The sequence below is a fragment of the Ancylobacter sonchi genome, assembly GCF_018390695.1.
In the GTDB taxonomy this organism is placed as follows: domain Bacteria; phylum Pseudomonadota; class Alphaproteobacteria; order Rhizobiales; family Xanthobacteraceae; genus Ancylobacter; species Ancylobacter sonchi.
Genome location: NZ_JAHBGF010000016.1, coordinates 303,208 through 326,079, shown reverse-complemented (window position 1 = coordinate 326,079; position 22,872 = coordinate 303,208). Strand labels below are relative to the sequence as shown.

The 22,872-nt window shown below is 65.5% G+C and carries 14 protein-coding genes and 1 pseudogene; 11 read left to right on the top strand and 4 right to left on the bottom strand.

Features of this window, described 5'->3' with window-relative positions; all coding sequences use genetic code 11:
* Positions 1-15 precede the first annotated feature (15 nt).
* Both KHC28_RS08870 and KHC28_RS08865 read left to right on the top strand, forming a co-directional pair.
* On the top strand, positions 16-861 hold the full coding sequence (locus KHC28_RS08870; protein WP_214007961.1) for a fumarylacetoacetate hydrolase family protein: 846 nt from the start codon (positions 16-18) through the stop codon (positions 859-861).
* 33 nt (positions 862-894) lie between these two features.
* The gene (locus KHC28_RS08865; protein ID WP_214007960.1) at positions 895-2,169 is read left to right on the top strand and encodes an L-fuconate dehydratase; all 1,275 of its coding nucleotides are present in this window, start codon (positions 895-897) and stop codon (positions 2,167-2,169) included.
* Between the two features lie 253 nt (positions 2,170-2,422).
* On the opposite strand, the gene KHC28_RS08860 is transcribed toward KHC28_RS08865, so the two are convergent.
* Complete coding sequence (locus KHC28_RS08860; protein ID WP_214007959.1) at positions 2,423-3,157, bottom strand: SDR family NAD(P)-dependent oxidoreductase; 735 nt, start codon at positions 3,155-3,157, stop codon at positions 2,423-2,425.
* A gap of 84 nt (positions 3,158-3,241) precedes the next feature.
* On the opposite strand from KHC28_RS08860, the gene KHC28_RS08855 reads away from it, so the two are divergent.
* Positions 3,242-3,661 carry a winged helix-turn-helix transcriptional regulator gene (locus tag KHC28_RS08855; protein WP_214007958.1) on the top strand — a complete coding sequence of 140 codons (420 nt, stop codon included), beginning with the start codon at positions 3,242-3,244 and terminating at the stop codon, positions 3,659-3,661.
* 585 nt (positions 3,662-4,246) lie between these two features.
* On the opposite strand, the gene KHC28_RS08850 is transcribed toward KHC28_RS08855, so the two are convergent.
* Positions 4,247-4,408 carry a hypothetical protein gene (locus KHC28_RS08850; RefSeq protein WP_214007957.1) on the bottom strand — a complete coding sequence of 54 codons (162 nt, stop codon included), beginning with the start codon at positions 4,406-4,408 and terminating at the stop codon, positions 4,247-4,249.
* A 236-nt stretch (positions 4,409-4,644) separates the two neighbouring features.
* On the opposite strand from KHC28_RS08850, the gene KHC28_RS08845 reads away from it, so the two are divergent.
* Both KHC28_RS08845 and KHC28_RS08840 read left to right on the top strand, forming a co-directional pair.
* Complete coding sequence (locus KHC28_RS08845; RefSeq protein WP_214007956.1) at positions 4,645-4,896, top strand: hypothetical protein; 252 nt, start codon at positions 4,645-4,647, stop codon at positions 4,894-4,896.
* 98 nt (positions 4,897-4,994) lie between these two features.
* On the top strand, positions 4,995-5,591 hold the full coding sequence (locus KHC28_RS08840) for an IMPACT family protein (protein ID WP_214008188.1): 597 nt from the start codon (positions 4,995-4,997) through the stop codon (positions 5,589-5,591).
* A 148-nt stretch (positions 5,592-5,739) separates the two neighbouring features.
* Here KHC28_RS08840 and KHC28_RS08835 read toward each other — a convergent pair whose 3' ends face one another.
* Positions 5,740-6,801: a class I SAM-dependent methyltransferase gene (locus KHC28_RS08835; RefSeq protein WP_246564527.1), complete on the bottom strand. Its 1,062-nt coding sequence runs from the start codon at positions 6,799-6,801 to the stop codon at positions 5,740-5,742.
* Positions 6,802-7,064: 263 nt separating this feature from the next.
* Between KHC28_RS08835 and KHC28_RS08830 the strand changes: the two are divergent.
* From KHC28_RS08830 to KHC28_RS08805, 6 genes and pseudogenes are all read left to right on the top strand, one after another.
* Positions 7,065-7,337 (top strand): annotated as a pseudogene (locus tag KHC28_RS08830) (IS3 family transposase); the annotation flags it as partial.
* A 199-nt stretch (positions 7,338-7,536) separates the two neighbouring features.
* Positions 7,537-7,812 carry a hypothetical protein gene (locus tag KHC28_RS08825; RefSeq protein WP_214007954.1) on the top strand — a complete coding sequence of 92 codons (276 nt, stop codon included), beginning with the start codon at positions 7,537-7,539 and terminating at the stop codon, positions 7,810-7,812.
* Positions 7,813-8,738: 926 nt separating this feature from the next.
* Positions 8,739-17,591, top strand: coding sequence for a beta strand repeat-containing protein (locus tag KHC28_RS08820; RefSeq protein WP_214007953.1), 8,853 nt, complete (start codon positions 8,739-8,741; stop codon positions 17,589-17,591).
* Between the two features lie 48 nt (positions 17,592-17,639).
* On the top strand, positions 17,640-17,957 hold the full coding sequence (locus tag KHC28_RS08815; RefSeq protein WP_214007952.1) for a hypothetical protein: 318 nt from the start codon (positions 17,640-17,642) through the stop codon (positions 17,955-17,957).
* A gap of 423 nt (positions 17,958-18,380) precedes the next feature.
* Positions 18,381-20,519, top strand: a complete 2,139-nt coding sequence (locus KHC28_RS08810; protein ID WP_214008187.1) for a peptidase domain-containing ABC transporter — start codon at positions 18,381-18,383, stop codon at positions 20,517-20,519.
* Positions 20,516-21,856, top strand: coding sequence for an HlyD family type I secretion periplasmic adaptor subunit (locus KHC28_RS08805; RefSeq protein WP_214007951.1), 1,341 nt, complete (start codon positions 20,516-20,518; stop codon positions 21,854-21,856). Before KHC28_RS08810 ends, KHC28_RS08805 begins: the two co-directional genes overlap by 4 nt.
* Here KHC28_RS08805 and KHC28_RS27305 read toward each other — a convergent pair.
* A complete protein-coding gene (locus tag KHC28_RS27305) occupies positions 21,816-22,766 on the bottom strand; it encodes an IS5 family transposase (protein ID WP_312893153.1) in 951 nt (316 codons plus the stop codon). The genes KHC28_RS08805 and KHC28_RS27305 overlap by 41 nt on opposite strands.
* Positions 22,767-22,872: the final 106 nt, after the last annotated feature.

The window sequence follows — 22,872 nt, the reverse complement described above, 5'->3', positions numbered from 1 at the left end:
GAAAGGAAAACTTCCATGAAATTCGTGCGTTATGGCGAGGCGGGCCGGGAAAAGCCGGGCCTGATCGACGCCGAGGGCCGCATCCGCGACCTCTCCGCCCATGTGCCGGACATTGCCGGCGCGGCGCTGGATCCCGCCGCGCTCGCCGCGCTGTCCGGCCTCGATGCCGGCTCGCTGCCGCTGGTCGCCGAGGGCACCCGCCTCGGCCCCTGCGTCGCCGGGGTCGGCAAGTTCATCTGCATCGGCCTCAACTTCTCCGACCACGCGGCGGAATCCGGCATGGAGATGCCGCCCGAGCCGGTGGTGTTCATGAAGGCGACCTCGGCCATTGCCGGGCCGAACGACACCGTGCCGATCCCGCGCGGCTCGACCAAGACCGACTGGGAGGTCGAGCTCGCCGTGGTCATCGGCAAGACGGCTAAATATGTCTCGCAGGAGGAGGCGATGGACTACGTCGCCGGCTACTGCGTCTGCCACGACGTCTCCGAGCGCGAGTTCCAGCTGGAGCGCGTCGGCCAGTGGACCAAGGGCAAGTCCTGCGACGGCTTCGGCCCGATCGGCCCCTGGCTGGCGACCAAGGAGGCCATCCCGAACCCGCACACCCTCGGCATGTGGCTCAAGGTGAACGGGCAGACCATGCAGAACGGCTCCACCAAGACCATGGTCTACGGCGTCGCCTATCTGGTCTCCTATCTCAGCCAGTTCATGAGCCTGCAGCCCGGCGACATCATCTCGACCGGCACGCCGCCCGGCGTCGGCCTCGGCTTCAAGCCGCCCCGCTACCTGAAGGCCGGCGACGTCGTCGAGCTCGGCATCGACGGGCTCGGCTCGCAGAAGCAGACCTTCGTCCCCGATCTCTGATCCTCATTCACCGATCCTGCCGGAGGCTCCGCCATGGCGAAAATCACCAATATGCGGGTCATCGACCTGCGCTTTCCCACCTCGCTGTCGCTCGACGGCTCGGATGCGATGAATCCGGACCCGGATTACTCCGCCGCCTATGTCATCCTCGAAACCGACGTGGCCGGCCTCGACGGCCACGGGCTGACCTTCACCATCGGCCGCGGCAACGACATCTGCTGCATGGCGATCTCCGCCATGCGCCACCTCGTGGTCGGCGTCGAGCTCGACACGGTGCGCGAAGCGCCGGGCAAGTTCTGGCGGCACCTCACCAGCGACAGCCAGCTGCGCTGGATCGGCCCGGAGAAGGGCGCGATGCACCTCGCCACCGGCGCGGTGGTCAACGCCTTCTGGGACCTGCTCGCCAAGCAGGCCGGCAAGCCGGTATGGCGCCTCGTCGCCGACATGTCGCCGGAGGAGATCGCCGACATCGTCGACTATCGCTACCTCACCGACGTGCTGGACCGCGACGACGCCCTCGCCATCCTGCGTAAGGCCGAGGCCGGCAAGGCGGCGCGCATCGCCACCCTCGAGGCCGAGGGCTATGCCTGCTACACCACCTCGGCCGGCTGGCTCGGCTATGACGACGCCAAGCTGCGCCGCTTGTGCCAGGAGGCCATCGACGCCGGCTTCAACCATGTGAAGATGAAGGTCGGCCGCGATCTCGATGACGACATACGCCGCCTCACCATCGCCCGCGAGGTGATCGGCCCCGACCGTTATCTGATGATCGACGCCAACCAGGTGTGGGAGGTCGGCCAGGCGGTCGACTGGGTGAAGCAGCTCGCCTTCGCCAAGCCGTTCTTCATCGAGGAGCCGACCAGCCCGGACGACATCGCCGGCCACCGCAAGATCCGCGAGGCGGTCGCGCCGGTGAAGGTCGCCACCGGCGAGATGTGCCAGAACCGCATCATGTTCAAGCAGTTCATCGCCGAGGGCGCCATCGACGTGGTGCAGATCGACAGCTGCCGCATGGGCGGGCTGAACGAGGTGCTGGCGGTGCTGCTGGTGGCGGCGAAGTACGACCTGCCGGTGTGGCCGCATGCCGGCGGCGTCGGCCTGTGCGAATATGTGCAGCACCTGTCGATGATCGACTATGTCGCGGTGTCCGGCACCAAGGACGGCCGGGTGATCGAATATGTCGACCATCTGCACGAGCATTTCCTCGATCCCTGCGTGATCGAGAACGCTGCCTACATGCCGCCCAAGCTGCCCGGCTTCTCCATCGAGATGAAGCCGGAGACGCTGAAGGCCTTCGCCCATAGCTGAAGGCGGACCGTCAACGCCGACGGGCGTGTCTCGGCTTTCGAGCCGAACCGCCCGCCGTCGATGATCGCGCCCGGAGGGGCGGGATCCACGATCCCGCCCCGTCATCTCCCCGTCGCGTCCCGCCTTGCCAGCCAGCGCGCGGCCCATTGTCGGACCCGACATGGTGGGGCACCTCGCGGCGAGACCGGTCCGGTCGAGCCGGCTTGGGGGCCTCGACCTCGCTTGCCGCCCCCCCTTTCACGTGGCTGCCACCTCAGACCTGCGCCAGGCCGCCATCGACGAACACCTCGCCGCCGGTCATGAAGCTGCTGTCCGAGGAGGCGAGGAACGCCGCCACCGCTCCCGTCTCGGTCGGGTCGCCCATGCGGCCGAGCGGCGTCGTGGCGCCGAGCGCGTCCAATGCCTCCTCGCCCACGACCTCCACCGCCAGCTCGGTCCGAGTCGGCCCGGGCGACAGCACGTTGACGCGGATGCCGGTGCCGCGCAGGTCCAGCGCCCAGCTGCGCGCCAGGTTGCGGATCGCCGCCTTGGTGGCGCTGTAGACGCTGAACTGCGGCGTCCCCATCACACCCGTGCTCGAGCCGGTGAGGATGATCGACGCACCCGCCGTCATCAGCGGCAGCGCCTTCTGCACCGTGAACACCAGCCCCTTCACATTGACGTCGAAGATCTGGTCGTAGTGCTCGGGCGTGATCTCGCCGAGCGGCGCGAACGCTCCGGTCCCGGCATTGGCGAACAGGATGTCGAGCCTGCCGCGTTCGTCCTTCACCGTCCGGTACAGCCGGTCGAGATCGGCGAGATCTGTCACCGAGCCCTGCACCGCCCGCGCCTGCGGTCCCAGCTGCGCCAGGGCGGCGTCGAGTGCCTCCTGTCGCCGGCCGAAGATGTAGACGAACGCGCCTTCCTCGATGAACCTCTTGGCCGCCCCGAGCCCGATGCCGGTCCCACCGCCGGTCACCACTGCGGTCTTTCCGTGTAGCCTGCTCATGATGTGCTCCTTCATTAAGGTTGCACAGAGTTGGCTGGCTACCTACTTATCGACAAGTATGCACCTTTTGGTAAGTACCTGGAAATGTCATCGAACGCCTCTGACCCCACCCCGCCGCAGACTCCGAGCTGCACCCCGACGCTCCCCGGCTTCACCTGCGGGCTGGACGCGACACTGCGGGTCATCGCCGGCAAGTGGAAGCCGCTGATCCTGTATTTCCTCGCCCAGGGCGGGCCCACCCGCTATGGCGAACTGCGCCGCGCCGTGCGCGACGTCAGCGACAAGATGCTGATCCAGCAGCTCAAGGAGCTGGAGGCGGACGGCCTGGTGAAGCGGACCGACTACAAGGAAATCCCGCCGCGGGTCGATTACAGCCTTACCCCCTTGGGTCTCGGCCTCGCCGAGGCCCTGGTGCCGCTCTGCACCTGGGGCACGGAGAACCTGGCCGAGGTCACCCGCGTCTTCGCGCGGCGAGAGACAGGAAACCGCAAACGCCCTGTCTGAAGCTCGCGAGTCGCGCTGACTGAAGCGTCCGCGATCCATCGGCGTTGCGCTGTTGACCGAGCGATTCCAGCCACTTCCGGCCAGCCAGCCGGTATGCTTCCGCAGGAAGAAGCACCGGATGACTTCCTCGTCGGGCTGCGCGGCCTCTCCACCGGCACCGTCCTGAGTTCGGGTTCCTGCGCGACATCGAGCAGCAGCCGGATCGGCTGGTACGGCGCGGCCCCTCCCGGCAGCAGGACGAAGATACCGAGAACCTCGCCGAACCGGTCGAAGAACGTCTCGGGAACCACCCGCCTGGTCTCCTCTCCGCTCGATTTGAGGCCGGGAATGCCGGCACCTTCGACCATCCGATGGTCTTCATCCGACCTTGACGAGATCGTCCGGATTTCAGGTCTGATCGCAGAACCGCATCGACTTGCGTCCTTTTCCATCGCGAAGAGGCGATAGACGCACGTCTGCTCCGCCAACGCGGCGGCGGGAGCCGGATCGGTACGCCTTGCCCTTCGCCATGACGGCGCGGAGAAAGAGGAAGACGTAAAAGACGTAATAGGTGAGCGACCTCACCGAAAATAGCCCTTCGAAGTGTCATCGGCGCAGTCGGGCGATGACGTCGGCATTGGGCGTCGGCACCCATATGCGGCTGTCCATCCGCCCCTTCCAGATGGGGAAGATGTCATATCCCTTGCCGAACAGCGCCTCCGAACCGTCGTGCATGCCGGTGACGTTCAGCGCCGGCAGCATCGTCATGGAGGCCTGTGTCGCCTGCTGGCAGTGGAGCTCTCGTCGCGCAGCGCCCCGGCCTCCGCCTTGGCGGGCAGCTGCCGCTGTTGATCCGTTTGACCAGCGCCGGCCGCGGCACTTCCCGTGCCCCAAGCGGCGCGACGGACAACCTTGAGGCCAGCACGGCCATGGCCATGTTGGAGGGGCGCGCATCTTGATCTCCATCATGCTCAATCACCGGAGCCGTCGAGGCCGGCATCGGGATGCCGGCGGCCGGCTTCCAGGCCGTTCGCCACGCCCTCCGGCATCTGCGCGAGGTTATCGGCAATGACGATGAGCGCCGGCTCGTGTTCGATGTCGGATCGCTGGCCGAACAAGGCGGCACGGCTTTCAGCGCGGAGTTCGAGGCGTTTCAGCTCGCCGACATGGTGGTGACCGACGCGAACCTGGGGGACGGCGCTACGTCCGAAGGGCAGCGCAAGCTCGTCGTGAAGGCATCGGCCACTTCATGCTGAACTTCTATCGAACCGGTGGCTGGAAGGCGCTGACGGCGGCGGTCAGGCCCCCCTCAGGCCGGAGGAGATTCAGGACACAGCTCGTGATAGACGAGCGTATGGTCGCGCGCCTTACCCTCGTTGAACTCGCTATACGCCGGCAAGAGATCAAGAAGAGCCGCTTCATTGCGGTCGCCGGTCCTGTCGCGGACGAGGCGGCGGCGAAAGACTTCATCGCGGCACAGTCGGATCCGGCGGCCAATCACAATTGCTGGGCCTGGCGCCTGGGGCAGACCTACCGCTTCAACGACGATGGGGAACCCGGCGGAACCGCCGGCAAGCCGATCCTTGCCGCCATCGACGGGCAAGGCCTCGATCGCGTCGCCGTTGTCGTGACCCGCTGGTTCGGTGGCGTCCTTCTGGGCAGCGGCGGCCTGATCCGTGCCTATGGCGGAACGGCGGCCCTCTGCTTGCGCGAAGCTGAAAAGGCAGCGCTCATCGAGGCCATCTCCGGGACGGTCTCATGCGGGTTCAGTGATTTGACGCTGGTCCAGGCAAGGTTGAGCGCCCTCCCGGGCGTGCAGGTGGGGGTTCAAGCGTTTACGGACAGCGGCGCGATCCTGTCGGTGTCTGCACCAATATCGGAAGCAGGTGGCGTGGAGCGGCTGCTTACCGATCTGACCAGCGGACGTTCGGCGATCCGATGGAACGAATAGCCATGCCGACACGTCGTCGCTCGAGGCCGCACGAATAATGCAGCGGAACCGGCCGAGGCCGGTTCACGCCGCCGCACTGCCTTCGAGCTCCGGTGGTGATTGTAATCTGTAATACGAGCATCGGCGCCGACGCCGGCATCCTCGGCGGCTACACCCGTGCTTCCAACACCATATTGAATGGGCCGGCAGTCGCTCTTCCCACGCGCGTGAATCCACCAGCGCGCATGACCTCTGTCAGCTTGGCCTCTCCCGCCTGAGCGCCCAATCCTTCTCCTACCTCCTGATCCAACGACGTGGGCACGCAGATCATCGTCGATGCATTGTAGTAGAGCCTGCCAACGGGATTCATATTCTCTTCGGGCCGATCGCCGGCGATCGGCTCGACGACCATCCACGTTCCGTCGCTCTTCAGGATTTGTCGCATGTGATCCGCGCACCCACGCGGATCGCCCATGTCGTGCAAGCAGTCGAAGCTTGTCACGAGGTCGAAGCCGCCTTCCTCGATATCCTTGGCGGTCGTCGCGATAAACTTCACCCTGTGGCTCAACCCATGCGCCTGCGCATGGACCTTCGCTTCCTCAACAGACGGCTCATGGAAATCGTAACCGACAAATTGAGAATTGGGGTACGCTTCAGCCATCAGAAGTGTTGAGAAACCGACCCCACACCCGACGTCTGCCACCTTTGCTCCCGCCCTCAACTTGTCCTCGACACCAACGAGAGCAGGCAGCCAGTTCTGCACGATATTGTTGACATAGCCCGGCCTGAAGAAGGCGCCTGTGGCGCAGAACAGGCATCCGGCGGTATCTCCCCAGCGCACGCCGGCCCCCGTCCGGAAAGAGTGCTCGACCTTCGGCTCACCTTCGATCATCGCCGCGACCAGATCGAACGCGCCCTCGAGGTAGACGGGGCTATCTTTCGAGACGAACACCATGGCCTGCTCAGGTGACAGGCTGAATTTCCCGGAGGCACTCTCGAAATCGATGTAGCCATTCGCCGCCTGAGCGAGTGCCCACTCACGCACATAACGCTCGGCCAGCCCGCCGGCTGCATGGGCCAAATCGGCCGCAGTAACCGGTCCGTGTTCGTGAAGCGCTTTGAAGAGACCAAGCCTCAGCCCAAGTCGTACCGTTGGAACGCTGAAAGCGCCGCCAAGATCGTTGAGCATCTTTCCGACCAGCGCATGCAGCTTGTCTTCGTTGACCTGCATCACATTCCCTCCGAGTAAGACCGCCAGATCGCGATCGCTTAAGATGGGATGCTATTGGCGCAGAGGACGCGGCAGGCACAAACAACATTGTCGAGAACTGTCAGCGTTGCTTCTGACATGGCCTCAATGCGTCCTATATGTTAGATAGTTGTAGCAAATTCGATTTGTATTGTCACGTTGGCGCTGTGAACGCTGAGTGGTTTCGACCGCCATCCCGTTTCGCTGGCAAGGCCAGTCCCGCGTCCGTTGCGGACCTTGGCATCCACGCCAGCGAGCCGTTCCAGCACCTGATGGCCGATCACGGCATCACCTGTTCGATAAGCCGGTCGGGCAACGTCTGGGACAACGCTGGGATGGCAAGCTTCTCCTCGTATCTCAAGACTATGCGCACGATGAGCAAGGTCCGCAGGACGGAAGACGGCGCGGGAGCACATGTATTCGACGACGTCGAGCGCTTCTGAAATCGCCGGCGCCGGCACTCGACACCGGGCTGGCTGAGCCCTGTCGAGTTCGAGGAACAAGCTAAATTGGCTTGATCTCGTGTCCACAAAACCGGCTGCTGGCCAAATCTCCGGTTCCAGGCATTCGCTCACTTGATTTGCACGGCGAGATCGGGCCGCCGGCAGGACCTCGGCTTTAGGCGTGAGACCGCCTGAAGCGGTCATTGAGATACTGGATGCATTGATCATCAGCAATTTCGAGACACGATGATTGTGCTGAAGGTTTTCCGAGTTTGTGCGTGGGCTTGCGCTGGATCCTTTGAACGCGGCGCGTTCCCCGTCCGCCAGGCCTCCCAAGTCCATCACCGTCTTCATCACCATCCGGCATCACGACCGTCTCGCCGACGTCAATCGGCCCGACGGCACCTCGATCGAGGTCATACACGCCTCCATCAAGAAGGCAGGTACCGAGATCGGGGAAGGGCACGTCTTCATCCATGACAAGGACGACGAACCGACCGAATTGACCGGGCCGACGCCCTCAGACCACATCCAGCGCGGCGCGGCATGAATCCAATCCCGGAATTTTCCGGCGTCACGCGGGTTCAAATTCTGGGAACGCGGCAGCCCTGGCCCTGGCCTTGGAAGGTATTCACTCCCGTCTGACGAGACTGGTTGGCCCAACCGGACGGATTCCACGCTCGACCGGAACGCCGGGATTTTAACGCGACAATGTGCAGGCGACCCCATCGACCGGAGCACCACATTCGGCGAGTGTTGAGGCTCGAAACTACTCATTTAATAAAAAATAGGAAGTAAATTAGTACATAATTATATACCAAATTCCTATAAAATATCAAGTTCCGTATGAATCGCCGCCTCATACCTTACAATTAAGCACAAGACTTTTTCAAATACACGACAAATGAAAGACAACAATAAAGTATATTTCTAAATGTAGATAAAAAATGACGATTCATATTATGAAATTCAACGCCACATTCGGCGCGTTATTTTATTTCCAATAGAAATATATAATGGATATAGTCGAATAACTTAAAAGATAATTTTTATTTTCGACGAGATACGTCTCTTGACGCTGAATTCGCATTAGTGTGTATTCAAGTAAATCCCTATTTACCAGGTCGCCATTCGACCTGTGAAGGCTACGGGACCGTACGTCAAGCGTGCACCGTTCAAATTCCGCGTGCGCAGTGCCTTCCCGCCGCTCCCTGAATTTCCATACGAAATGATGCGCATTCCGGCTTCCGGGATGAGTAAGCAGTATAACCCTTGATCATTTAGTCAGGCTATGCCGCCACGCCCTTCTGCCAGTCTTTCCGTTTCGAGCCGATACGCACCTTCCCTTTGGTGTGAGCGAACTGACGTACACGCTGACCCGTCCTGCGGGCAGAAACTGTTCCTGTCCAAATCCCATCTCCCCACGCCACCGCAGCACCCGTCCTTCATGGCGTGCGATCTGAGAGGAATTGCCGCATGACCGTCGCGTTCAATCCGCAGGATCTCGGTGGGGACACGATCGCCAGCGCCGGCGATCTCGGGGTGCTGGGATCGAGCACCATCACGGTCAGCGACGTCGTCAGCAGCCGCGACGGGGTGGATTACTATCGCTTCACGCTGACCAGCGCCGCCTCGCTGCAGGTCAGCCTGTCCGGGCTGCTCGGTAGCGGTTATGTCAACATCTACAATGCTCAACTGCAGGAGATTGCGTATAACGACGCGTCGGAACTGACCCCGACGGTGCTGTCGAACCGGCTCGTGGCGGGCACCTATTACCTGGCGGTGCGCCAGACCGGCGACGACACCCCCTACACGGCGAGCCTCACCGCGACCGCTATCGGCGACAGCGCGACGGGGACCAGCCTATTGGCGCCGAAGGTGCTGGCGGCACCCACCACTACGGTACAGACGGTCAGCGACGTCGTGCATCCGCGGACCGGGCCGGATGTCTACGCCATCACGCTGAGCGCGGCGGGACGGCTGAATCTCAGCCTGAGCGGACTGACCAACGTCCAAGGTTCCACGATTGCCGTGCGCGATGCGGCAGGCAACTTCCTCATGCAGGATTCTGCCGACGCCTGGAATGAAGGCGGGCAGGCGAATGGCGAGCTGTCGGCGCTGCTCGCCGCCGGCACCTATTACGTCACCGTGTTTCACGACGGCACCGACGGCGTGCAGAACTACAATCTTTCCTACTGGACCGGCAATCCGACCGTCGGCACCAGCAGCCAGACCGATAGCGCCGGCAGCACGCTGGCGGCCGCACGTGCCCTGGGCACGGTCTCGACCTCGGTGTCCACCGCCGAATATGTCAAGGTGAACGGCCAAACCGACAGTATCGACGTCTATTCCTTCACCACCACCAAGCTCGGGCTGATCACGCTGAAGCTTTCCGGGCTCGCCGCCGGCTCCGATGCCGCGATCGAATTGCTCGACGGCAACGGCAATGTGCTGGGAACCGACTATGGTGCGGGAAGCGGCTTTACTCTCGCTTCGGCGCAGCGTGCATTGGCCGCCGGCACCTATTATGCGCGGGTGACCAATATCGGCAGCATCGGCACGGGCTACAGCCTGCAGACCAAGGTCGAGGCGCTGCCCGATGCGGTGAGCAACAACATCGCCAGCCCCACCAGCCTCGGCACGCTCACCGCGACGCCGGTGACCAAGACCGACTGGGTCGGCACGGCCGACCCGGTCGACTATTACAGCTTCACGCTGACGGGCGTCACCACGGTATCGCTGCGGCTGGCCACGGCCAGCAATGGCGTTTATCTGCCCTATGTCGCCATCGTCAACGGTAGCGGCAACCCCGTCTATTCCGGCAATGACTATCTCTATGACCGTGCCACGCTCGGCTCGGACGGCGTGATCGTGACGACATTGGCGGCCGGAACCTACAAGGTACTGGTCGACAACGGCACCTACGGAAATACCGGCTACACGCTGACGGCGCAGGCGCTCGGCAATCCCAACGGCACCGCCGGCGCGACGCAGGCCACCGCGACGGCGTTGGGCGCGCTGTCCTCGACCGCCATCAGCAAGAGCGACTGGGTCGGAACTGCGGCGCCGAACGACTATTATTCCTTCACCCTGTCGGCGGCCTCGCGGGTGCTGCTGCGCTCGCCGAGCGTCTCGGGCGACAATGTCCGCCTGGCGATCGAGACCGGCGACGGCTCGGTCCTGGCCACGCTCGACACCACCGGCGACAACATCGCCCAGGCCATCACGCTCGCGGCGGGGACCTACTACATCCACGGCCAACCGCTCTATTACGACTATGGCAATAGCGCCTATTCCTTCGCCGTCTCGGCCACCGCGCTGAACGGCGCGGCGAAAACCACGCAGGCCACCGCCGGCACGCTTTCGCCGACCTCGACGGTCAAGACCGTCAGCGACTGGGTCGGCGTCGGCGCCAATGAGGACTGGTTCAAGTTCACCTTGTCGTCGGCCGCCACGGTGAATCTGCGTGGTACCAGCATCGGCGGCGGGTCTTTCTATCTCTACGATGCCTCCGGCAGCACGCTGGAGTACGCCGATCTCAGTGGATTTGGAGATGCTGTAAGCTTCACCGCCGGCACCTATTACGTGCAGGTGCAGGGAAACAACAACGACACCGCCTACACGCTCGACTACTGGACCGGGGCGCCGAGCGTCGGCACCGCCAATGTCGGCCTGACCGGCTTCGGCTACACCGGCGCACAGGATCTCGGTGCGCTGACCAGCGCCGGCACGACCGTCAAGGGCTGGGTGGGCGGCACCACCGGCACCGACCTTCAGGACGTGTTCAAATTCACCGTCGGCGCGCTCTCGCAGGTGCGGTTCGACCTGACGTCGCCTGACGGACCGACCTGGCTGGGTATCTGGAGCTCCACCAACAACGAGATCGCCAGGTTCGACAACTATTATTATGACGACCTCCGGCGCGGCGAGGTCGAACTCACGGCCGGCACCTATTACGCCTATGTCACGGGCGATTCCGGCGGTTCCTCCCGCTATGCCGTGACCGCCGCGACGGTGCGCACCCTTGCCGACGCCGCCGGCTCCACCTTGGCCGATGCCACCTCGCTCGGGGTGATCGGCACTACCGCCACGACCTTCAGCGACCATCTCAGCACCGGCGCCGACGACGTGTTCCGCTTCACCGTCGGCAGCGACGGCGCGGTGACCGTCGCCCTCACCGGCGCCGGCACGGTGATCGCGAACATCTATGACGATTTCGGCAATTCCATCCGCAACTTCACGCTCGGCCTCGATGGCGCGATGGAATCCACGCTCGCCAATCTCACCGCCGGCGAGTATTTCCTGCGGCTCTCGGCGCCCTATGAGAATTTCGACTACAGCCTGTCGGTGTCCAGCAACGCCGCCGCCGTGACGCCGGCGCCCTCGACCACGCACGACACCTTCGCCTCGGCGCAATCGCTCGGCGCGCTGGCGGTCGGCGGCGCCGGGCTGGCGACGAGCGGCTTTGTCGGCGGGGGACAGGACGGCGAGTATTTCTACAGCTTCACCCTCGACAAGGCGGCCACCGTCAGCCTGACCGCCCGCGATACGCAGGCGAGCAACTATTACTACTGGTGGTCAGGGCAGAGCTTCAGCGTCTCGCTCCTCAACGCGAACAATGCGTCGCAGGGCAGCAGCGCGGTCTACGGCACCGACACCCTCAAGGCGACGCTGGCGGCCGGAACCTATTATGTCTTCGTCGACAGCCCGGCGGCGGAGCACGACGTCCGCTTCGACCTGAACCTCACCGCCACCAGCGCCGATGGCACGGCCGGCAAGGATTATCCCGGCGCCACGGTCCTGGCCCCCAGCGCGACGCCTGTCACCGTCGCGGATTCGACCGGCCCGGTGGGCGGGGCGGACTATTATCGCATCACCCTCGCCACGGCGCAGAAGCTCAATCTGCGGCTCGATGCGGGGTCGGCTTATACCGGTTTCCGACTGCTGGCCGCGGACGGGTCCTATATCCGCGACGTCACCGACACCTCGATCCACACCACCACGGTCAGCCTCGATGCCGGCACCTATGTGGTCCGGGTCGACAACACAACGGAGCAGGACGCCTACACGCTCACCTATTCGACGGGAACGATCCCGCTCGGCGGTTCGTCGACCGACAATGCCGGCAATGCGCGCTCGTCGGCGTATAATCTCGGGACGCTCGGCACCGTTCCGGTGACGCTCGCCGACTGGGTCGGCAGCTCCGACACGCTCGACTATTACAGGTTCACCCTCACGGGAACCTCGGCCGTCTCGCTCCGCTTCGTCGACGCCGGCGCCGGCAATTCGGCTCCGTTGCAATTCGACATCCAGAACACGTCGGGCACGGTGATCGTCGACGACTTCAACGACAGCCGTTATCTCAGCTACGGCGATCCGGTGCTGAAGGCCGGTTCCTACTACGCGGTGGTCAGCCGCACCGGCGGCAATACCGGCTACCAGATCAGCGCCTCCGCCACCGTGTTGCCCAATGCCGGCAGCAACAGCTCGGCGGCGCCCACCAGCCTCGGCACGCTCGGTGCCGCGCCGGTGACCGTCTCCGACACCGCGTTCAGCAGCAACGATTACGGCGTGATCGGCGACCCGCACGACTATTACAGCTTTACCCTGAGCGCCGTGTCGCGGGTGACGCTCCGGCTGGATGGCGGCAACCTGACCGCGGTGCTGGGCGGCGCGATCACCGAATATGCCTCCGCCGGCCATCCGGGTACCTTCGACTTCATCTTCGGCCCTGGAACCTACACACTCGACATCAGCACCGGCTGGGGCTCGGATGCCTATACGCTGAGCGCCTCGGCGGTGGCCGTCGACGGGTCGGCGGGCCATAGCAATGCCACGGCCACCAGCCTCGGCACGCTCACCGGGGCCGGGGTGACCAAGACCGATTGGGTCGGCAATGCCGGCGGCGCCGACTATTACAGCTTCACGCTCAGCTCCGCCCAGCGGGTCTCCTTCGACCTCGATACCGTGTCCCGCTATGCCGGCTTCGAGATCTTCCGTGCCGATGGCACCGGCTTCGGCCAGGCCTTCAGCAGCGATCAGTACCTTGAGGCGTCCGGCAGCTATGATCTCGCCGCCGGCACCTACTATGCAGTGGTCGACTGGATGGCCTATACCGGCACTTTCTACGGTTCAGGCACCGACTACCGCCTCACCGCGCGGGTCGAGCCGCAGCCGGGGACCGTCACCACCGGCGCGACGGCGATCACGCCGACCGCGACCGTGCAGACCCTCACCGAGTGGGTCGGCGAGGGCGATGCCTCCGACAGCTTCACCTTCACCCTGACGCAGTCCACCGTGATGAATTTCGCGGTGCAGGGTACCGGTCGCAGCCTCTTCATGCGGCTCGCCGACTCGACGGCCAACCAGGTCTGGGCGGCTTATGGCGGCGAGGCCAACGCCAATGCCGCGACGATGCAGACACTCGGCGCCGGCACCTACACGTTCAGCGTGACCTATAATGACGGCACGCCGGCCACCGGAGCCGCCTACGACCTGTCCTACTGGACCGGCGCGCCCGCCATCGGCACCTCGGCCACCGATGCCGCCGGCAACACCCTCGCCACCGCGAAGAGCCTCGGTGCGGTGACCGCCAGCGGCGTCACCGCGAAGGACTGGGTCGGCGGCAGCGATACGCTCGACGTCTACAGCTTCACGCTCGACAAGGCGTCGGTCATCACGCTGGGCCTCGCCGGCACCACCGATTATGTGAATGCCACCATCTATCCCGTCTCGGGCGAGGCCACCGGGATCACCATCGCCAACAGCCATATCGACGGCGCGGCGGGAACGGCGACAGACGTCCTCGTCGCCGGCACCTATTACGTCCGGGTGGCACCGAGTTCCGGCGGGTCCAGCGGCTATGCCCTGTCGCTCAAGGCCGAAGCCATGCCGGAGATCGCCGGCTCCGGCTTCGCCGATGCCCATGATTTCGGCAGCAACCCGTCGCTAGTCACCGTCTCCGAACAGGTGTCGGCGTCGTCCACCGCCACCAATCTCGATTATTACCGCTTCTCGCTGACCAGTGCGACCTATGTCGAGTTCGGCCTCACCTCAAGCGGGGTTGCCGATCTCGATCTGCTCAACGCCAATGGCGCCTCGGTCGCCAGCGGTCTCTATAGCGACGACAACACGGACATGTATTACGGCCGCACCCTGACGGCCGGTGACTATTATGTGAGGGTGTCGGGCTATTACGCGTCCCAAGTGGTCGATTACACCCTGTCGATCAATCCGGTCACGCTGAGCGTCGGCAATGTCACCCTGGTGGAGGGCAATAGCGGCACCACCTCGGCGGTGTTCACCCTCACCCTGTCGTCGAACCAGTCCGAGGTGCCGGTCACCGTCGGCTACACGACGGCGGACGGCTCGGCCAAAGCCGGCATCGACTATGCGGCGACCTCCGGCACGGTGACCTTCGCACCCGGCCAAACCACCGCGACGGTCTCGGTGGCGGTGACGGGCGAGACGCTCTACGAGACGGCGGAAGGCTTCTCACTCGTGCTGTCGCCGCCGAGCGGCGCCAGCCTTTCGGGTGGCGGCTCGACGCTGAGCGCGACAGGCACGATCACCAATGACGACGCGCCGCCGGTGATCTCGATGGCGGCGGTCAACGTCACCGAGGGCAACAGCGGCACGGCGAACATGGTGTTCACCGTGAAGCTGTCGGCCGCCTCGGCGGTCGCCACCACGGTCAAATACGCCACCTCCAACGGCACGGCCAAGTCGGGCTCCGACTACAACGCGGCGTCCGGCACGCTGACCATCGCCGCCGGCGCGACGAGCGGCACCATCAGCGTCGGCATCAAGGGCGACACCCTCTACGAAGCCAACGAGACCTTGTCCCTGGTGCTGTCCGCGCCGACCGACGCCACCCTCTCGGGCGGTGGCTCGACGCTCAGCGCCACCGGCACCATCAAGAACAACGACGCGGCACCGGTCGCCTCGATCAGCAACGCGACGGTCACCGAAGGCAATAGCGGCAGCGTCACGCTGACCTACACGGTTTCGCTGTCGGCGGCGTCCGGCGCCGCCACCACCATCGCCTATGCCACCGCCAACGGCCTGGCGACGGCGGGTTCGGACTTCACCGCCAAGTCGGGCACGCTGACCATCGCCGCCGGCGCCACCTCCGGCACCATCAGCGTGACGGTGGCCGGCGACACACTCTACGAGGCCGACGAGACGCTGTCGCTGGTGCTGTCCTCGCCCAGCGGCGCCACCTTCACCGGCGGCGCCTCGACGCTGTCGGCGATCGGCACCATCGCCAATGACGACGTCGCGCCGGTCGCCTCGATCGCCGCGGCGACGCTGGCCGAAGGCAACAGCGGCAGCGCGACGATGAGCTTCACCGTCACGCTGTCGGCGGCCTCGGGTCGCGCCACCACCATCAGCTACGCGACCGCCGATGGCACCGCCAAGGCCGGCGCGGATTACACCGCGACGTCCGGCACGCTGACCATCGCCGCCGGCGCCACCAGCGGCGTCATCACCGTGCCGGTGATCGGCGACACCGTCTATGAAAGCAACGAGAGCTTCTCGCTGGTGCTGTCCGCGCCGGACGGCGCCAGCCTTTCGGGTGGCGGCCCGACGCTCGCCGCCGCCGGCACCATCACCAATGACGACGCCCTGCCGGTGATCTCGCTGGCCGGCGCGAGCGTCGCCGAGGGCAACAGCGGAACGGCGACCGCGCTGTTCACCGTCACCCTGTCGGCGGCCTCGGAAGTGGCGACCACCATCGCCTATGCCACCGCCGACGGCACCGGCGTGGCCGGCAGCGACTACACCGCGACGACAGGCACGCTCACCATCGCCGCCGGCGCCACCAGCGGTACCATCAGCGTGCCGGTGACCGGCGATACCAGCTATGAGCCCAACGAGACCTTCTCGCTGGTGCTGTCCTCGCCGACCGGAGCCACGTTCTCCGGCGGCGGCGCGACGCTGAGCGCCACCGGCACCATCACCAATGACGACGCGCCGCCGGTGGCGACGATGGCCAATGTGAGCGTGACCGAAGGCAATAGCGGCACCAAGAACGCCACCTTCACGGTCACGCTGTCGGCCGTCTCGGCCACCAGCACGACCTTCTCCTACGCGACCTCCAACAATTCGGCGCTGTCGAGCAGCGACTACAACGCCGCCTCGGGTACGCTGACGATTGCCGCCGGCTCCAAGACCGGCACCATCAACGTCGCGGTCAGGGGCGACACCCGCTACGAGGCCAATGAAGCTTTCTACCTGACGCTGTCGAACGCGAACGGGGCGACCTTCTCGGGCGGGGCGAGCACGCTGCGGGCCACCGGCACCATTACCAATGACGACGCCAAGCCGGTGCTGTCGATCGGCAACGTCACCCTTGCCGAGGGCAATAGCGGCACGGTGAACGCTGTATTCACGGTTACGCTGTCGGCAGCGTCGAACCTCGCCACCACGGTCAGCTATACCACCGCCAACGGCACGGCGACGGCGGGTTCGGACTACACCGCGATCTCCGGGACGCTGACCATCGCCGCCGGCGCCACCACCGGCACCATCAGCGTGCCGGTCACCGGCGACGTCGTCTCCGAGCCGACCGAGACCTTCTCGCTGACGCTGTCGAGCCCCACCAATGCCAACCTCTTCGGCGGCGGCTCGACGCTGACGGCAACAGGCACCATCACCAATGACGACGCTACACCGCAGGTCGCCGGCATCGACAAGACGCTGACCACCGGCGCATCGACCGCTCTGAACTCGCTGTTCAGCGTAACGCTGGCGAGCGGCGACAGCGTCGTCACCTATCAGGTGATGGACACCACGGCGACGGCCGGCAGCGGGACGATCAGCATCAACGGCAGCACACAGGCTGCCGGCACGCCAGTGACCCTGACGCCAGCCCAGCTGGCTACCACCACATTCGTGGCCGGTACCGCCTCGGGTCAGGACACGATCTTCGTGCGCGCCGCCAATGCCGGAGGCTACAGTGCCTGGGGCGCCGCCAATGTGACGACGGTCGCGGCGGGTGCGCCGACCGTAACGACCACCGACACCAGCGTCTCCGGCACCACGGCGGTCAGTTCGCTGTTTACGGTCGCCAGCACCGGCGGCACGCCGATCACCGCCTACCAGTTCATTGACCTCAGCCCGGAGGCGACTTCCGGCAAGTTCAGCGTCGGCGGCACCGCACAGTCGGCCGGTAGCACCATCGACGTGATGGCGAGCGCCCTCAGTTCTGTCAGCTTCGTTGCCGGTGCCGCGGGAAGCACCGACAATCTCTGGGTCCGAGCATCGAACGGCACGAACTGGAGCAGCTGGAGCAGCTTCAACGCAACGTCAAGCCTCGCGGCCTGACCCGCCTTCGCCTGCCGCCCGATGCAATGAACAGGATGAGAGTGCCCGATGAGTGACGAAATCTTCGCCGACGGCTTCGGCGACATCTCGGTGACCGGGTCGACGATCCGCATCGACCTCGTCTCGCAGTCGCCCACCGAACGCGACGCGAACGGTCAGCCGGTGCCACGCTTTCGCCAGCGCGTGGTGTTGCCGGTGGAGGGCTTCCTGCGCGCGCAGGAGATGATGCAGCGCATGCTCGACGTGCTGATTCAGCAGGGCATCGTCAAGCGCGAGCCGGCGCCGGCCGGCCTGCCCGAGACCGTCGTCGCCGCGCCGAAACCGGCCGGCAATGGCGATGCCTCGCCGAATTTCCCGGTGCCGTGAAGGTGCTGATGCGAGCCGATGTCGGCCGGCCGTTGCGGGGGATGGCCGGGCGAGGCTCCGGTTCTGCTTCGATCCGGGAGAATGTCGCGGCGCGCACTGGTGGCCGCGGCGAACCGCCGGGCGCGAGCCTCGCGACAGCCAGGCCTGTCGAGACGGGATCTCCGGCGGCCCGACCGGTCGTGGCCGGGTCTGCCAAGACGGGCATCACCCCTGTCGACGCGTCACGGCCGGACCTGCCAACAGACTGCCCACCGGGAGTTCGCGCACCAGGACGTCGAGCCGCGGCCCCCTCGTCGGCCGGGCTTCCTTTCACGCCGGGCTCTCCGAGATCCTGTGGCAGTGCCAGAAGCGGCGGCGACGCAAGCTCGGCGCAGGTAGCCCATGAGAGCTGAGGACATCCATAGCGGCGGAGGCGGCACCGACATGCCGACCTGTCGCCACACGGCGCTGCAATGCCTCGCGGCGGTGGCCCGGCATCACGGGCTCGATCTCGATGTCGAGCGGCTGGTGCATGACACCGCCCTCACCTCCGAGCCCGATGCCGAGCATCTTGCCGCCATTGCCGCCGCGCAGGGCCTGACCGCGCGGGCGATACGGCTCGACTGGGACACGCTGATCGGGCTCGGCGCCGCCTTTCCGGCCATCGCGCTGCTCGACAACGGCAATGCGGTGATCCTCTCCGGACGCATGGATGAGGGCGAGGAGGTCCGCCTCGCCATCGTCGATCCGTTGGCACCGCAGGCCGGGGCGATAGCCATCGACCGCGCCCGCTTCACCGCCGCCTGCTCCGGCACCGCGGTGCTGCTGAAGCGCCGCTTCTCGCTGGGCGATCCCGACCAGCCCTTCGGCCTGCGCTGGTTCATCCCGGAAATCCTTCGCCAGCGCGGCCTGTTCGGCGAGATCGGCCTGATGGCGCTGGTGCTGAACGCGCTGGCGCTTGCCGTGCCGATCTTCTTTCAGCTGGTGATCGACAAGGTGCTGGTGCACCACGCCATTTCGACGCTGTATGTCATCGGCGCCGGCGTGCTGATCGCGCTCGTCTTCGAGGCGGTGCTCGGCTATCTGCGTTCCTATTTCCTGCTTTACGCCACCACCCGCATCGACGTGCGGCTCACCACCCGCACCTTCGGCCATCTGCTGTCGCTGCCGTCGATGTTCTTCGAGGCAAGCACCGCCGGCGTGCTGGTGAAGCACATGCAGCAGGCTTCGGTGGTGCGCGAGTTCCTTACCGGGCGGCTGTTCATGACGCTGCTCGACGCCAGCGTGCTCATCGTGTTCATCCCGACGCTGGCCTTCTACAGCCTGAAGCTGACCGCCATCGTCATCGGCTTCTCGCTGGCGATCTGCGCGGTGATCGGCCTGCTGATCGTGCCCTATCGCCGGCGTCTCCAGCAATTGTATCGCGCCGAGGGCAGCCGGCAGGCACTGCTGGTCGAGACCATTCACGGCATGCCGACCATCAAGGCGCTCGGGCTGGAGGCCCGCCAGCGCCGGCAGTGGGACGGCGAGGCGGCGCACGCCATCGAGCGGCATTTCGAGGTCGGCAAGATCGCCATGACCGCCCGGCAGATCTCGGCGTTGCTGGAGCGGCTGATGATGGTCGCGGTGGTCTGGGGCGGCGTGGAATCGGTGTTCGCCGGTACGATGAGCGTCGGTGCGCTGGTGGCGTTCCAGATGCTGGCCGGGCGCGTCTCCGGGCCGCTGGTGGCGCTGGTCGGCCTGCTCAACGAATATCAGGAGGCGGCGCTGTCGGTGCGCATGCTCGGCGAGGTGATGAACCAGCCGGCCGAGCGCAATCTCGGCCGCGGCCTCCGGACCAAGCTGCGCGGCGAGATCACGCTGACCGATGTGCGTTTCCAGTATCCGCGCGCCGTGGCGACGGCGCTGGACGGGGTGAGCCTCACCATTCCCGCCGGCGCCTTTGTCGGCATCGTCGGGCCGAGCGGCTCTGGCAAGACCACGCTGACCCGGCTGATCCAGACGCTGCTGCCGGTACAGTCCGGCATCGTCCGCTTCGACGGTGCCGATGTGCGCGAGATGGACCTCGCCGATATCCGCCGCCAGATGGGCGTGGTGCTGCAGGACGCCTTCCTGTTCCGCGGCAGCGTGCGCGACAACATCGCGGCCACGAGGCCGGGCGCCAGCCTTGCCGAGATCATGGAGGCGGCGCGGCAGGCGGGGGCGCAGGACTTCATCGAATTGCTGCCGCAGGGCTTCGACACGCTGCTGGAAGAAGGCGCGACCAATCTCTCCGGCGGCCAGAAGCAGCGGCTCGCCATCGCCCGCGCGCTGCTGCGCGACCCGCCCATCCTGATCCTCGACGAGGCGACCAGCGCCCTCGACCCCGAGAGCGAGGCGGTGGTGGTCGCCAATCTCGAGCGCTTCGCGCGACAGCGCACCACCATCGCCATCTCGCACCGGCTGACCACCATACGCAGCGCCGACCTGATCGTGGTGCTCGATCGCGGTCGTGTGGTCGGGCACGGGCCGCATGAGGCGCTGCTGCGCGACTGCCCGCTCTATCGCCAGCTCTGGGGCCAGCAGACGAGCCGGGCGGCATGAACGCGCCGCTGAACCGCCGCGCCGCCGGCGATGCCGTCGCCAAGTACCTGCCGGATGCGCTGGCGCTGGAGCAGCGGCGTATCCCGCTGCCGGCGCGCACCGGCGCACTGATCATCGTCCTGTTGGTAGCGGCCTTCGCGGTCTGGGCGAGCGTGGCGCAGATCAACCGCATCGTGGTGGCCAACGGCCAGCTCTTTGCCTCCGAGCCACTGGCGGTGGTGCAGCCACTGGAATCGGCGGTGGTGCGAACCATCCTCGTCCGGGCGGGTGACTGGGTGAGCGCCGGTCAGACGGTGGTACAGCTCGACACCACCTTCGTCGGCGCGGACCAGAATGCCCTCGAGGAGCGCCAGCACGGGCTGGAGGCGGAGGTTGCGCGCCTCCATGCCGAACTCGGCGGGCAGCCGTTCTCCGACCCTTCCGGCGAGCCGAACCGGGCGACGCAGGTACGTCTCCACACGGAGAGGCAGGCGGAATATGCCGCCAACCTCGCCAATTTCGATGAGGAGATCCGCCGCATCGAAGCCAAGCTCGACACCAACCGGGCGTCGCTGGCGGCGATCGACGGCCGCGTGAAGCTGCTGCACGACATGGAGGATATCCGCGCCAAATCCTATGAGGGCAACTACACCTCGCGCTTCCAGCTGCTGCAAGCACAGGCCGACACGCTGAGCGCCATCACCCAGCGCGACACGCTGCGCGGCGAGCAGCAGGAACTGGAGCACGAGCTTGCGGCCTCCCGCGCCAAGCGGATGGCGTTCGTCAAGGAATGGCGCCGGCGCGCCGAGGAGCAACTGGTCGAGGCCGACCGCACCCTCGATGCCGTCAACGAGGAAGCCACCAAGGCGCGGCGCAAGATGAGCCTCAGCGCGCTGACCTCGCCGGTAGACGGGGTCGTGATGGAGGTGGCGAAGCGCTCGGTCGGATCGGTCCTGCAATCGGCCGAGCCGCTGGTGACCATCGTGCCGTCCAACACTCCACTTGAGGCCGAGGTGGAGATCGACGCCGCCGACCGGGGCATGGTGCGCGTCGGCGACACGGTGCGAGTGAAGCTCGACGCCTTTCCCTTCCAGCGCCACGGCATGCTCAACGGCACGCTGAAGGTGGTGAGCCCGGATGCGGTGAAGCGCGAGCCAATGCAGGGCGGCGGTTCGTATTTTCGCGCGCGGGTTGTGCTCAATCCGGCGAGCGTCGAACGATTTGCCAATGGCGGCCTCGGCCTCTCGCCCGGCATGACGGCGCGCGCCGAGATCGATGCCGGACAGCAGACGGTAATCTCCTATGTGATCTACCCGATCATGCGGGTGATGGATGAGGGCATGCGCGAGCCGCGATGAGTCCGTGCAGGTGGTCGCGCGCCTGGTGCGCCTCCACGAGTGGGATCAATAGGTACGGGCCGATAGCAAGAAGCTTCTGCCTACCATCGAACCGGCAGGCAAGGCGCCAGAGCTTGAAGCCATTGGGTTGCAAACCAAAGCTGTAGGCCACCGCCATGGGACCGTTTCCGAGGGGTTCACCGGCCTTTGTATTGCGGCAGCGGGATCGGTGAGTGGCACGGCCGACACCTCGGAGGCGGGCCGATACCGAGCCCGATATGCAAGACCGGCAACCGCACCAGCTTTCATGTTGGGCAGCACGGCACGCCAGGCTCAGGATGCGCGGCCGGAAGAGCGCGATTGCCGCGAGGGCTATCGCGGACAGGAAGACGGTCGGACATCGGTCGTAACGGGTGGTGGCGTGCCGCCAGTCCTTCAGCCCGCCAAACATGATCTCGATGCGGGTTCGGCGGTTGTATCGGCGCTTGTCGTGGCGCATGGGCTCGGTTCGGGATTTCCGCTCCGCGATGCGGGGCTTGATGCCCTTGGCCTGCGAGACGTCTCTGAACCAGTCCGTGTCATAAACCCGGTCGCCCGTCAGCCGCTGCGCCCTCGACAGACTGTCCAGCAGGGCTGCGGCGCCGGTGTCGTCACTCACCTGGCCTGCCGTCATAGAACAGGCCGTCGGGCGTCCATTCACATCGGTCAACGCGTGAAGCTTGGTGTTCATGCCGCCCTTGGTGCGTCCGATCAGTCGCCCGATGCGCCCCTTTACCCGCAGGCTCGAAACCGTGCGGTGCGCCTTCAGACGGGTCGCGTCGATCATGACCGTGCGGCGCTCGGCGTGGGGGATGGACAACGCCTCATCATCCGGATGAGCCTGCCTCGCTCCAGCGCTTCCAGCGAGCATACAGCGCCTTATGCGGACTATGGCTGCCGGCGCATCGCGCCAGCGCAGGCCATGGCGGTTGACGAAGATAATCCCGCCAGCACCCGGCGATCATCCACCCAGGGCTTGCCGTGGCTCTTGGGAAATA